At 66.4% G+C, this 11,798-nt stretch carries 14 protein-coding genes; 2 read left to right on the top strand and 12 right to left on the bottom strand.

What is annotated here, in order from left to right; all coding sequences use genetic code 11:
• Window positions 1-59 precede the first annotated feature (59 nt).
• Both sugE and speD read right to left on the bottom strand, forming a co-directional pair.
• On the bottom strand, window positions 60-380 hold the full coding sequence (gene sugE, locus E5790_RS11765) for a quaternary ammonium compound efflux SMR transporter SugE (RefSeq protein ID WP_005419816.1): 321 nt from the start codon (window positions 378-380) through the stop codon (window positions 60-62).
• Window positions 381-547: 167 nt separating this feature from the next.
• Window positions 548-1,342, bottom strand: coding sequence for an adenosylmethionine decarboxylase (speD, locus tag E5790_RS11760; protein WP_014648662.1), 795 nt, complete (start codon window positions 1,340-1,342; stop codon window positions 548-550).
• Between the two features lie 149 nt (window positions 1,343-1,491).
• Between speD and crp the strand changes: the two genes are divergently transcribed.
• Window positions 1,492-2,181 carry a cAMP-activated global transcriptional regulator CRP gene (gene crp, locus E5790_RS11755; RefSeq protein WP_010482649.1) on the top strand — a complete coding sequence of 230 codons (690 nt, stop codon included), beginning with the start codon at window positions 1,492-1,494 and terminating at the stop codon, window positions 2,179-2,181.
• 62 nt (window positions 2,182-2,243) lie between these two features.
• Window positions 2,244-3,005, top strand: a complete 762-nt coding sequence (locus E5790_RS11750; RefSeq protein ID WP_111205886.1) for a sulfite exporter TauE/SafE family protein — start codon at window positions 2,244-2,246, stop codon at window positions 3,003-3,005.
• Window positions 3,006-3,117: 112 nt separating this feature from the next.
• Here the strand turns inward: E5790_RS11750 and E5790_RS11745 are convergent, their stop codons facing one another.
• The 10 genes from E5790_RS11745 to E5790_RS11700 all read right to left on the bottom strand — a co-directional run bounded on the left by E5790_RS11745 (window position 3,118) and on the right by E5790_RS11700 (window position 11,672).
• A complete protein-coding gene (locus E5790_RS11745) occupies window positions 3,118-3,834 on the bottom strand; it encodes a haloacid dehalogenase-like hydrolase (RefSeq protein WP_005419826.1) in 717 nt (238 codons plus the stop codon).
• A complete protein-coding gene (gene trpC / locus E5790_RS11740) occupies window positions 3,831-4,625 on the bottom strand; it encodes an indole-3-glycerol phosphate synthase TrpC (RefSeq protein WP_032960709.1) in 795 nt (264 codons plus the stop codon). The genes E5790_RS11745 and trpC overlap by 4 nt, the downstream gene beginning before the upstream one ends.
• A gap of 74 nt (window positions 4,626-4,699) precedes the next feature.
• Window positions 4,700-5,731: an anthranilate phosphoribosyltransferase gene (gene trpD / locus E5790_RS11735; RefSeq protein ID WP_111205885.1), complete on the bottom strand. Its 1,032-nt coding sequence runs from the start codon at window positions 5,729-5,731 to the stop codon at window positions 4,700-4,702.
• Window positions 5,732-5,747: 16 nt separating this feature from the next.
• Complete coding sequence (locus E5790_RS11730; RefSeq protein ID WP_014038739.1) at window positions 5,748-6,335, bottom strand: aminodeoxychorismate/anthranilate synthase component II; 588 nt, start codon at window positions 6,333-6,335, stop codon at window positions 5,748-5,750.
• A 2-nt stretch (window positions 6,336-6,337) separates the two neighbouring features.
• Entirely contained in the window at window positions 6,338-7,117 is a 780-nt protein-coding gene (locus tag E5790_RS11725) for an SIMPL domain-containing protein (RefSeq protein ID WP_111205884.1), read from the bottom strand.
• A 67-nt stretch (window positions 7,118-7,184) separates the two neighbouring features.
• On the bottom strand, window positions 7,185-8,660 hold the full coding sequence (trpE, locus tag E5790_RS11720; RefSeq protein ID WP_014648670.1) for an anthranilate synthase component I: 1,476 nt from the start codon (window positions 8,658-8,660) through the stop codon (window positions 7,185-7,187).
• A 299-nt stretch (window positions 8,661-8,959) separates the two neighbouring features.
• Window positions 8,960-9,889, bottom strand: a complete 930-nt coding sequence (gene yegS, locus E5790_RS11715; protein WP_075076640.1) for a lipid kinase YegS — start codon at window positions 9,887-9,889, stop codon at window positions 8,960-8,962.
• Between the two features lie 223 nt (window positions 9,890-10,112).
• Window positions 10,113-10,595 (bottom strand): GNAT family N-acetyltransferase, encoded by a 483-nt coding sequence (locus E5790_RS11710; RefSeq protein ID WP_014648672.1) that lies wholly within the window; start codon window positions 10,593-10,595, stop codon window positions 10,113-10,115.
• A gap of 12 nt (window positions 10,596-10,607) precedes the next feature.
• Window positions 10,608-11,285 (bottom strand): ribulose-phosphate 3-epimerase, encoded by a 678-nt coding sequence (rpe, locus tag E5790_RS11705; RefSeq protein ID WP_006474082.1) that lies wholly within the window; start codon window positions 11,283-11,285, stop codon window positions 10,608-10,610.
• Between the two features lie 57 nt (window positions 11,286-11,342).
• Window positions 11,343-11,672, bottom strand: a complete 330-nt coding sequence (locus E5790_RS11700) for a DnaJ domain-containing protein (RefSeq protein ID WP_005411327.1) — start codon at window positions 11,670-11,672, stop codon at window positions 11,343-11,345.
• Window positions 11,673-11,798: the final 126 nt, after the last annotated feature.

Here is an 11,798-nt window from a genome sequence, read left to right as displayed (position 1 = left end):
GGGCCTACCAGGAGGTGCGGGGGGCGACGGTGGGGCCCGACCGTTGGTCGGGCCATCAATCAGTTGGGCGAGACCAGCTTCAGGCCGATCACACCGGCTACGATCAGGCCCACGCAGGCCAGGCGGGCCGGCGACGCACTGTCGTTGAACAGATAGATGCCCAGCACCGCCACGCCCATGGCGCCGATGCCGGTCCAGATCGCGTAGGCGGTGCCGACCGGGATGCTCTTCATCGCCTGGCTCATCAGGTACAGGCTGATCAGGGCGGACACCACCGTGGCAACGGTGGGCAGGGGTTTGCTGAAGCCTTCGGAGTACTTCATTCCGAGGGCGAAACCGATCTCGAACAGGCCGGCCAGCAGCAGATAGATCCAGGGCATGGGTGGGGGCTCCTTACCTTTTTGGGAAAAACGAAACGGCCCGGTGTTTTCACACCGGGCCGTGGGTCGGTACATCACCGTGGAACTGTAACGCGTGCGAGGCACTGGTTCCACGGGGCGGGTCGTCCCGCCTGGGCGGCGATGCCTGCGGGCATCGCACATGGGGCTTACTCGGACAGGTTCCGGCCGTGGAACAGCTCTTCGATCTCGCGCTTGAGCAGCGCTTCGATCTTCATGCGTTCCTTGAACGACAGGTTCTTGGCCTTTTCCTCGAACAGGTACTGGTCCAGGTCGAAGTCCTTCAGGTGCATCTTCGTGTGGAAGATGTTTTCCTGGTAGACGTTGACGTCGAACATCTCGTAACGCGACTTGATGTTCTTGGCCAGGAAGTTCTGGATCGAGTTGATCTTGTGATCGATGTAATGCTTCTTGCCCTTCACATCGCGGGTGAAGCCACGGACACGGTAGTCCATGATCACGATGTCCGATTCCAGGCTCTCGATCAGGTAGTTCAGGGCCTTCAGCGGCGAAATGACGCCACAGGTGGCCACGTCGATGTCCGCGCGGAACGTCGCGATGCCTTCCTGCGGATGGGTTTCCGGGTAGGTATGGACAGTGATGTGGCTTTTGTCCATGTGCGCGACCACGGCGTCGGGAATCAGCTCCTTGCCGGCCTGCTTCTTGTCGATCACCGGCTCTTCGGAGATCAGGATGGTCACCGAGGCACCCTGCGGGTCGTAGTCCTGGCGGGCCACGTTCAGGATGTTGGCGCCGATGATCTCGGCGACATCGGTCAAGATTTGAGTCAGCCTGTCGGCGTTGTACTCTTCATCGATGTATTCAATGTAACGCTGACGCTCCTCTTCGGTGCGCGCGTAACACACGTCATAGATGTTGAAGCTCAGCGCCTTGGTGAGGTTGTTGAAACCCTGCAGCCTCAGGCGAGGCAACGGCTTGACCACGGCGGTCGATTCCTGTGTAAGAAGGGAAAGGGGGAATTATGGGGCAAACTGCCCCCGGGGGGAACGTGAAGACGCAAGAGTTCTGGCACACTGTTTGCCCTTAACAATTGCGCTGGTTAAGCTCCGCTATCGACCCCGTGAATCCGTTCATGCGCAGAGGGAGCGCCCCTATCGTGTCAACCGTGCGCCTAGCTAGCAGTCCACTGGCCCTGGATATCGCCACAATCGATCGTTTCCTGGCGCACAGCCACAGGCGGCGATATCCCACCCGTACCGACGTCTTCCGACCCGGTGACCCGGCGGGAACCCTGTATTACGTCATCAGCGGCTCGGTTTCGATCATGGCCGAGGAAGATGACGATCGCGAGCTTGTGCTGGGCTACTTCGGTGCCGGCGAGTTCGTCGGCGAGATGGGCCTGTTCGTCGAATCGGACCGCCGCGAGGTGATCCTGCGGACCCGTACCGCCTGCGAGCTGGCTGAAATCAGCTACGAGCGCCTGCATCAGCTGTTCCTCGGCCCGCTGTCGGCCGACGCCCCGCGCCTGCTGTACGCGCTGGGCCAGCAGATCTCCAAGCGCCTGCTCGACACCAGCCGCAAGGCCAGCCGCCTGGCATTCCTGGACGTTACCGACCGGATCGTGCGCACCCTGCACGACCTGGCGCAGGAACCGGAGGCGATGAGCCATCCGCAGGGCAGCCAGCTGCGCGTCTCCCGCCAGGAGCTGGCACGCCTGGTCGGCTGCTCGCGGGAAATGGCCGGCCGCGTGCTGAAGAAGCTGCAGACCGACGGCCTGCTGCATGCCCGTGGCAAGACCGTGGTGCTGTACGGCACCCGTTGACCGTTGAGCACCCGGTGGGTGCGGACCTTGGTCCGCACTCCTTCGCGCGCTAGGCTCGGGGCATGGAACTGAGCAGCGAATTCTGGTGGTTCATCCTCATCGGCCTGGGCGCACAGCTGGTCGACGGCGCGCTGGGCATGGCGTTCGGCCTGGTGTCTTCGTCGGTGATGCTGAGCATGGGCCTGCCCCCGGCGCAGGTCAGCGCCAGCATCCACACCGCTGAAGTGTTCACCACTGGCGCCTCGGGTGTGTCGCACCTCGCAGCCGGGAATGTCGATAAGCGCCTGTTCCTGCGCCTGGCCCTGCCTGGCGCGGTGGGCGGTGCCGTGGGCGCGTACGTGCTCACGCAGATCCCGGGCGAGATCATCCGGCCACTGATCTACCTGTACCTGCTGGTGCTGGCGATCATCATCCTCGCCCGCGCGGCCGGACGCTGGATGCCCAAGGCCGAGATCCGCCGGGTACCGGTGCTGGGCTTCTTCGCGGGCCTGCTCGACGCCAGCGGTGGCGGCGGCTGGGGGCCGATCGCCACGTCCACCCTGCTCGCCCGGGGTGGCCAGGCGCGCACCACGATCGGCACGGTCAATGCGGCGGAGTTCGTGGTCACGCTGACGGTGTCGGCGACCTTCCTGCTGTCGATGGGGGTGCAGCACCTGCAGATCGTCGCCGGCCTGCTGATCGGCGGCATGATGGCCGCGCCGGTAGCCGCCATCCTGGTCAAGCGGGTGAAGGAGCGCTGGGTGCTGGTGGCCGTCGGCGTGCTGGTGCTGGGGATCAGCCTGTTCCAGATTGGCCACGCGGTGTACGGGCACCTGTACCGCTGAGCGTTTGCCGGCCAGCGGCCGGCACTACCGGGACAGAGAAGCGCCGGCACAACCGCGACGGAGAGGGGTAGTGCCGGCCGCTGGCCGGCAGATCCATCACCGTGCGGCGGGATCAGGCCTTGTCGCCGCCCCGGTCCACGCAACCCCAGTTGAGGATGCGGGTACCCGCCGGCAGCACGCGGCGGAAGAACGCCACCCGGCCCGGCTTCGGGTTCACCACTACCGGCGCCTTGGCCGCCAGCAGCAGCGGCAGGTCGGCGGTGCTGTCGGAATAGGCGATATCGATGTCGCCGTAGCCGCGCTCGCGCAGCATGCGCATCTTCTCTTCATTGTGGCAGTGGCGGGTCGGGCCGACGCCGCCCAGCCGTGGGCCGACCTCGGTGCCGATCACCGGTACGTCCTGGTGGGCCACGAAAGCCAGGATCGCGCGCGCCAGCTCCGGCGGCGCACCTGTGGCAACCACCACGCGGTCGCCCTTGGCGCGGTGCGCGGCGAACACTTCCAGCGCCTGCGGCAGCAGCTTGGCGCGCATCTGCGCCTGGTTGCGCAGCACATAGGCGTCGATCACCTTGTTGAAGTCACGCGCACGGTGCAGGCCGAAGCTGCCGATCCACACATAGACCGAGATGCCCGCGCGACGGGTCGGCAGCATCGCCACCATCGGCCCGGCGATCGGCGTGACCAGCAGCGCCGCCAGCATGCGCAGCGGGTTGCGCTTGATCAGCGAGGCGAACAGGTGGGTGCCCGAATCGCCGTCGTACAGGGTGTGGTCGAAGTCGAAGACCACCAGCGGCGCATCCTCGCGCGGCGTTGGATAGTGCGTTGTCATGCCGCGAAGAATAGCTGACGCAGGCCCTCGCCCGGCTCTTCCACGCGCATGAAGGCTTCGCCGACGAGGAAGGCATGGATGCCGGCGTCACGCATCAGCGCCACGTCCTGCGGGCCAAGGATGCCGCTCTCGGTGACCAGCAGGCGGTCACGCGGCACCGCGTTCTGCATGTCCAGCGTGGTCTGCAGCGACACTTCGAACGTGCGCAGGTTGCGGTTGTTGATGCCGATCATCGGCGCCGGCACCTGCAGCGCACGCTCCAGCTCGTCGATGTCGTGCACTTCCACCAGCACGTCCATGCCCAGCGACAGCGCCAGTTCGGACAGCGTGGCCAGCTGGGTGTCGTCCAGCGCGGCGACGATCAGCAGGATGCAGTCGGCGCCCAGCACGCGTGCCTCGTACACCTGGTAGGCGTCGATGACGAAGTCCTTGCGCAGCACCGGCAGCGTGCACGCCTCGCGCGCCTGCTGCAGGTAGGCGTCGGCGCCCTGGAAGAAGTCCACGTCGGTCAGCACCGACAGGCAGCTGGCGCCGCCGAACTCGTAGCTGACGGCGATGTCGGCCGGGCGGAAGTCCGGGCGGATGACGCCCTTGGACGGGCTGGCCTTCTTCACCTCGGCGATCACCGCTGGATCGCCGTTGGCCACCGCCGCCTGCAAGGCGCGCACAAAGCCACGTACCGGCGGGGCGCCGGCCACGGCGGCCTGCAGCGCCTCGAGCGGGCGCTGGGCGCGGCGCTGGGCCACTTCTTCGGCCTTGCGGGCCAGGATCGTCTGCAGGATGTCGCTCATCGTCTTCGGTTCGGTGCGGGGGCGGTGAGGACGGCCATTATCGGCCATCGACGGGGTCAGGCTGAACCGCGCGCTCAGGCAACCAGCGCGCGGGTGGTCTCAACATACTGCTGCAGGCGCTGGCGGGCACTGCCGTTGGCGATGGCGGCACGGGCGCGGGCCAGGCCGTCGCCGATGTCGCTGGCCACGCCGGCAACGTACAGCGCGGCGCCGGCATTCAACGCAACGATGTCCAGCGCCGGGCCGGGCTCATTGTCCAGTACCGCGCGCAGCATCTGGATGGACTGCTCCGGGCTGTCCACGCGCAGGTTGCGGCTGGCCGACATGGCGATGCCGAAGTCCTCCGGGTGGATCTCGTACTCGCGCACCTTGCCGTCGCGCAGTTCGCCCACCAGCGTGCCGGCACCCAGCGAGATCTCGTCCATGTTGTCGCGGCCCCAGACCACCATGGCGCGCTCGGTGCCCAGCTCGCGCAGCACGCGGGCCTGGATGCCCACCAGATCGGGATGGAACACGCCCATCAGCACCGACGGCGCGCTGGCCGGATTGGTCAGCGGGCCGAGGATGTTGAAGATGGTGCGCACGCCCATCTCGCGGCGTACCGGCGCAACGACCTTCATCGAAGGATGGTGGATCGGCGCGAACATGAAACCGATGCCGGTCTGCTCGATGGCGGCGGCCACCTGATCCGGCTGCAGTTCGATCACCGCGCCCAGCGCTTCCAGCGCGTCGGCACTGCCGGACTTGGAAGACACGCTGCGGTTGCCATGCTTGGCCACGCGCGCGCCGGCGGCGGCCGCGACGAACATCGAGCAGGTGGAGATGTTGAAGGTGTGCGAGCCATCGCCACCGGTACCGACGATATCAACCAGGTTGGAGGTATCGGCCACCGGCACTGGCCGGGCGAATTCACGCATCACGGCGGCCGCCGCGGCGATTTCGTCCACGGTCTCCTTCTTCACGCGCAGCCCGGTCAGGATCGCCGCGGTCATCATCGGCGAGACGTCGCCGCGCATGATCTGCCGCATCAGGTCGACCATTTCGTCGAAAAAGATTTCGCGGTGTTCGATGGTGCGATGCAGGGCTTCCTGGGGGGAGAAGCTCATGGGAATGCTCCTTGGATCAGGCCGCCGGACGCTGCAGGAAATTGCGCAGCAGGGCGTGGCCGTGTTCGGTGAGGATGGATTCGGGATGGAACTGCACGCCTTCCACCGGGAACTGGCGGTGGCGCAGGCCCATGATTTCTTCGATCGAGCCGTCGTCGTTCTCGGTCCAGGCGGTCACTTCCAGCACATCGGGCAGGCTGTTCTTGTCCACCACCAGCGAGTGGTAGCGGGTGGCCTGGTAGCGGTCCGGCAGGCCGGCGAACACGCCCTTGCCTTCATGGCGGATCGGCGAGGTCTTGCCGTGCATGATGTTGCCGGCACGGATGACCGTGCCGCCGTAGACCTGGCCGATGCCCTGGTGGCCCAGGCAGACGCCGAGGATCGGCGTGGTCGGGCCCAGGCGCTGGATCAGCTCCAGCGACACGCCTGCTTCGTTGGGCGTGCACGGGCCGGGCGAGATGACGATGCGCTCGGGCTTCTGCGCGGCGATCTCGTCCACGCTCATCGCATCGTTGCGCACCACCTTCACCTCGGCGCCCAGCGTCTGCAGGTACTGCACGAGGTTGTAGGTGAAGCTGTCGTAGTTGTCGATCATCCACAACATGGTCAGGTTCCGTCGCTTATGAGGAAAATGGCGTACACGTTTTCGGTGTAGGTGATGGGGCCGGCTTCCACCGACTCGCGCAGGCGCGAGCCCGTGGTCTCGATGCTGTTCATCGGTGCCTCGGGCGCAGGCGGCGAGGGCGGCGTCACCAGATCCCCACTGCTGGGCCAATTGCCCGCCTGCACGCCATAGGCGAAGTTCGGCGCCACATCGGAGATGCTGTACAGGCCACGCACTCTTGTTCCATAGGCCTTGGCCAGGCCCAGCGCGGACTCGCGGGTCTGGGCCGCTGCCTCGCCCTTGAGTTCGCGGCGCAGCGCCACTTCGCCCGAATAGGTCGGCGCCAGGCTGCTCACCTGTACGTTCTCGTTGGCCTTCAACGCCCCCAGCACATCCTGCATCGCCTTCACGCTGGCGAAGCTGGCACGCAGCTGGCGCGATACGCGGGTACCGATGAAGACCTGCCGGTTCTGCTCATAGCGCGTGGCCGGGCCGATCCGCAGGTTGTCCGCACGCACGCTGCCCTCCACCGCCTTGTGCTGCTTGAACAGTGCCAGCACGCGGGCAACGTTGTCCTGCACGCGGCGGCGCGCGGCGTCGGCGTCCATGTCGGTCTCTTCGATGTTCAACTGCAGGCCGAACCGGTCCGGCATCACCGTGCGGCTGCCCTGCCCCTTCACCAGCAGGTGCGGCTGCGGGGGAATCGTGTTGGCCTGCGCCCACGCAGACGGGGCCATCGTGGCCAGCAGTGACGACCACAGCAATGCGCTCAGCAGCTTCATGCGGTACTCCTTGTCTTGAATGGGAACAGCGGAAGGTGCCGCGGCGCAGGCCACGGCACGGGGAGGATCACAGGCCCTTGGCGGCCTGGGCGACGGCGCGGAACAGCGCGCGGCCCTTGTTCATCGTCTCGTCCCATTCCTTGTCCGGGTCCGAGTCGTAGACGATGCCGGCACCGGCCTGCACGTACAGGCGGCCATCCTTGATCACCGCGGTGCGGATCGCGATCGCGGTATCGGCATCGCCATGCCAGCCGATGTAGCCGATGCTGCCGGCGTAGACATTGCGCTTGATCGGTTCCAGCTCGCGGATCACTTCCAGCGCGCGGATCTTCGGCGCGCCGCTGACCGTGCCGGCCGGGAAGGTGGCACGCAGCACGTCGGCATAGCTCAGGCCCGGCTGCAGCTGCCCGGTCACTTCGCTGACGATGTGCATCACGTGGCTGTAGCGTTCGATCACGAACTGCTCGCCCACCTCCACGGTACCTGCCTTCGAGACGCGGCCGGCATCGTTGCGGCCCAGGTCGATCAGCATCAGGTGCTCGGCGCGTTCCTTCGGATCTGCCAGCAGCTCGGCTTCCAGCGCCAGGTCCAGCTCGGGCGTGGCGCCACGCGGGCGGGTGCCGGCGATCGGGCGCACGGTGACTTCGCCATCCTGAAGGCGTACCAGGATTTCCGGCGATGAACCGACCACCTGCAGGTCGCCGACATCCAGGAAGTACATGTACGGCGACGGGTTCAGTGCACGCAACGCGCGGTACACATCCACCGGGCGCGCCTTGAACGGCACGCTCAGGCGCTGGCTGAGCACCACCTGGAAGATGTCGCCGGCGCGGATGTATTCCTTGCTGCGCTGGACCGCATCGACGAACCCTTCGCGGGTGAAACCGGAGACGAAATCCGATTCGTCCAGCACGTCGCTGTTGAGCGGCGCCGGATAGCCGGCGCCCGGTGCACGCAGCTTGGCGGTCAGTGCATCCAGGCGCGCCTGCGCCTGCTCGAAGGCGCCCTCGACGCGCGGGTCGGCGTGCACGATCAGGTACAGCCGGCCCTTGAGATTGTCGAACACCGCCAGCTCGTTGGAGTCCAGCAGCAGGATGTCCGGCGTGCCCAGCTCATCGCGGCCGGCCGGCGGGGCCAGGCGCGGCTCGATGTAGCCGATGCACTCGAAACCGAACCAGCCGACCAGGCCACCGGTGAAGCCCGGCAGGCCTTCCAGCTTCGGCACCGAGTGGGCGCTGCGCAGCGCCTCGACCTCGGCGAACGGGTCGGCCACTTCGCGGGTGTCCACCACCTGGCCGTCTTCGCGCACGGTCAGCGTGTGGCCATGGAAGGCGTACACGCGACGCGCCGGCAGGCCGATGATCGAGTAACGACCAAAGCGCTCGCCGCCTTCGACGGATTCAAACAGGTAGGTATTGGGGCCGTCGGCGAGCTTCAGATAGACCGAAAGCGGCGTGTCCAGGTCGGACAGCACTTCACGGACGACGGGAATATGGGTGTGGCCTTCAGCGGCCTGCTGCTGAAACTGAGCGTGCGAGTTCAAGACGACTTTCCTTCCGGGACACAGCGTTATGGGGGCGGACGACGGCAACGGGCCACCATCGCCACCAACGGCGTGCGGAAGAAAGGGTATGCGGGGTCGTCAGGCTGGACACCCCCTGACTGTATCGCAGCCGGGGCGGGAGGGGAACCCTGGGAAACTGAACCACGGGACGGGAGGGGCCGGCCACGGGAACCGACGACGCGGACCGGTAGAGTCGACTGTAAGTCGACTTGCGCGCGTAGCGCGGGGTTTTACGCCGTCGGAACGAAAAGCAGTCGACCAACAGTCGACTCTACCCCCTACCCAGCCAGCAACGGGCATCCGGTCGGCAGGTGCATCCGCACCCTGCCCGGCACGCACGCGATGCGGAACTGGCGGGCCTGGACTGGTTCGCCGTCCAGGTTGAGGGTCAACGGGCGCTCGGACTCCACCTGCAGCCACGGCAGCCGCGCGCGCGTGGCCAGCTGTTCGAGCGCCGCCTGGGTGCCCGACTTCAGCATCTGGCCGAGCGTGGCGGTGACCTCACCTTCCAGTTCCGGAAGCACGGTGACATCCAGCAGCCCATCGTCGATCACGGCCTGCGGGCACAACTGCTGGCCACCGCCGGCCTGCCGGCCATTGCCGATCCCCAGGGCGATGAAGTCGCCTTCCCACGCGAAATCCGGGCCGGACAGCCGCGCGGTGATCGGCTCGATGCGGCCCAGCTTGGCGATGCCGGTGATCACATAGGCCAGCCCGCCCAGCATCTTCTTCAGGCCGGCATCGGTCTCCACCGTCACCTGCGTGCCGAAGCCACCGCTGGCGAGGTTGGCGCACCACCAGGGCGTGCCATCGGCATCCACGCGCAGCAGATCGATGGCACGCGGCGTGGTTTGTCCGATCAACGCAAACGCGCCCTCAGGCTCGGTCGGAATACCCGCAGCCGTGGCGAAATCGTTGGCGGTCCCCATCGGGATCAGCGCCAGCGAGGGCAGCGCATCCGCCGCTTCCTCACGATGCGCCAGGGTTTCGGCCACCGCGCTGAGCGTGCCATCGCCACCGGCGGCAACGATCACGTCCACGCCATGATCGATGGCCTCGGCCACGTAGCGTTCGGCGTCACCGTCCTCCCAGGTCACCCGCACGTCCAGCTGCACGCCCTGCCCGCGCCAATGGCCGACAGCCTCGCGCAGTTCCTCGTTGCCTGCGGATTTGCCATTGAGGATCAGGCGCCAGCGCGGGGTGGTCATGCGGTACTTCCAGGAGGGGGTGGCACAGGCTAGCAATGCGCTGTTTGCCCGCGGTGAATGTCACGCAGGTGTCATTCAGTTGCTGGAGAATGGAAGGCCATAGCAGGGACGATGGATGGAGGCAGGATCAGCCTCCCACGCATGCAGCGAGGCCACGCCAGTGATTGGCGTGGCTTTTTTTTGCCCAGCAGTAGATCCACGCCAAGCGTGGATGCACGTCATCTCACCCGTTGGCGAAATCGTGCAGCGCCTGGCCCTGCAACCGGTACACGGTCCACTCGTCCTGCGGTTTGGCACCGGCAGCGGTGTAGAACTCGATGGCCGGGGTGTTCCAGTCCAGCACCGACCATTCGAAACGGCCGCAGCCCTCGGCCACGGCCTGGCGCGCGATGTACTTCAGCAGTGCCTTGCCGGCGCCCGCACCGCGCTTTTCCTGGCTGACGTAGAGGTCTTCCAGGTAGATGCCCTTGCGGCCCAGCCAGGTGGAATAGTTGTAGAAATACACCGCATAGCCGATGGCCTCGCCGTCGGCTTCGCAGATCAGTGCGCGTGCCGTGGCATCGGGACCAAACAGGCTCTCGGCGATGCCGATCTCATCGGTCTGCACCGAATGCTCGGCCTTCTCGTAGATGGCCAGCTCGCGGATGAAATGCAGGATCAGTCCCGCATCGGCGACGGTGGCCGGGCGGATGTTCAACACGGCCACCGTACTCATGGCTCAGCCCCGTGCCGCAGCGACGTTGGCGCGCATCTGCGCGATCACATCCTGGTAGCTGGTCCTGGCGTTGAAGATGGCCGAACCGGCGACGAAGGTGTCGGCGCCGGCAGCGGCGATCTCGCCGATGTTGTCGGCCTTCACGCCGCCATCGATCTCCAGGCGGATGTCCTTGCCGCTGGCATCGATCATCTTGCGCACCACGCGCAGCTTGTCCAGCGCCGAGGGGATGAAGGCCTGGCCGCCGAAGCCCGGGTTGACCGACATCAGCAGCACCAGGTCCAGGTCATCCAGCACCCAGTCGAGGATGTCCACCGGAGTGGCCGGATTGAGCACGATGCCCGGCTTGCAGCCCAGCGAGCGGATCAGCTGGATGGTGCGGTGCACGTGGCGGCTCGCCTCCGGGTGGAAGCTGATGTAGGTGGCACCGGCCTCGGCGAAGTCCGGGATGATGCGATCCACCGGCTCGACCATCAGGTGCACGTCGATCGGCGCGGTGACGCCGTGCTTGCGCAGCGCCTGGCAGACCATCGGGCCGATGGTCAGGTTCGGCACGTAGTGGTTGTCCATCACGTCGAAGTGGACCCAGTCCGCGCCAGCGGCGAGGACGTTGTCGACTTCCTCGCCGAGGCGGGCGAAGTTGGCGGACAGGATGGAGGGGGCGATGAGGCAGTTGGACATGGCCGGGGCCTTCGGAACGGGGAAAAGGTTCTCCCGCCCGCAGGCGGGACTCTGGAATCAGCGCTTGCGCAGGGTCTTGATGCGGTCGTAGGCGGCATTGATCCGCCGCGACTTCTGCTCGGCCTGCTGCTGCAGCTCGGGGGCGGCACCGCCCAGCTTGTCGGGGTGGTACTGCGAGATCAGCTTGCGGTAGGCGCGCTCGACCTCGGCATCGGTGGCCTCGGAGGTCAGCCCCAGCTCCCGGTACGGGTTCTCCTTGTTCAGGCGGAACCAGTCCGAATCGAAGGCGTGGCCGATCAACAGGCCGACCACCGCGCCGAACAGCGGATTGGGCCGGAACAGCAGGGCGCCGGCGATGAATCCGAGCAGTTTTCCGTACCAGCGCATGGCGCTCCGGGGTCGACCGACGAAATGGACGCTCATTTTACGTCACAGCGGGCCCGGACCGCTTTACACTAGGCCGCCCGCTGGTCAGCGGGCCCGCCGGGTCCGTTGGGCAGCAGCCGTATCGAC

The sequence above is a fragment of the Stenotrophomonas sp. PAMC25021 genome, assembly GCF_004795795.1.
In the GTDB taxonomy this organism is placed as follows: Bacteria; Pseudomonadota; Gammaproteobacteria; order Xanthomonadales; family Xanthomonadaceae; genus Stenotrophomonas; species Stenotrophomonas muris.
Note: the sequence above shows the minus strand (reverse complement) of the source record. Positions and strands in the feature narration are given on the sequence as shown.

Bases quoted from the DNA above. Each gene is read 5' to 3' on its own strand.
- sugE (WP_005419816.1), bottom strand. From the start codon at position 380: ATGCCCTGGATCTATCTGCTGCTGGCCGGCCTGTTCGAGATCGGTTTC.
- E5790_RS11725 (WP_111205884.1), bottom strand. From the start codon at position 7,117: ATGAAGCTGCTGAGCGCATTGCTGTGGTCGTCACTGCTGGCCACGATG.
- E5790_RS11750 (WP_111205886.1), top strand. From the start codon at position 2,244: ATGGAACTGAGCAGCGAATTCTGGTGGTTCATCCTCATCGGCCTGGGC.
- E5790_RS11730 (WP_014038739.1), bottom strand. From the start codon at position 6,335: ATGTTGTGGATGATCGACAACTACGACAGCTTCACCTACAACCTCGTG.
- trpC (WP_032960709.1), bottom strand. From the start codon at position 4,625: ATGAGCGACATCCTGCAGACGATCCTGGCCCGCAAGGCCGAAGAAGTG.
- E5790_RS11700 (WP_005411327.1), bottom strand. From the start codon at position 11,672: ATGCGCTGGTACGGAAAACTGCTCGGATTCATCGCCGGCGCCCTGCTG.
- yegS (WP_075076640.1), bottom strand. From the start codon at position 9,889: ATGACCACCCCGCGCTGGCGCCTGATCCTCAATGGCAAATCCGCAGGC.
- crp (WP_010482649.1), top strand. From the start codon at position 1,492: ATGCGCAGAGGGAGCGCCCCTATCGTGTCAACCGTGCGCCTAGCTAGC.
- rpe (WP_006474082.1), bottom strand. From the start codon at position 11,285: ATGTCCAACTGCCTCATCGCCCCCTCCATCCTGTCCGCCAACTTCGCC.
- E5790_RS11745 (WP_005419826.1), bottom strand. From the start codon at position 3,834: ATGACAACGCACTATCCAACGCCGCGCGAGGATGCGCCGCTGGTGGTC.
- trpD (WP_111205885.1), bottom strand. From the start codon at position 5,731: ATGAGCTTCTCCCCCCAGGAAGCCCTGCATCGCACCATCGAACACCGC.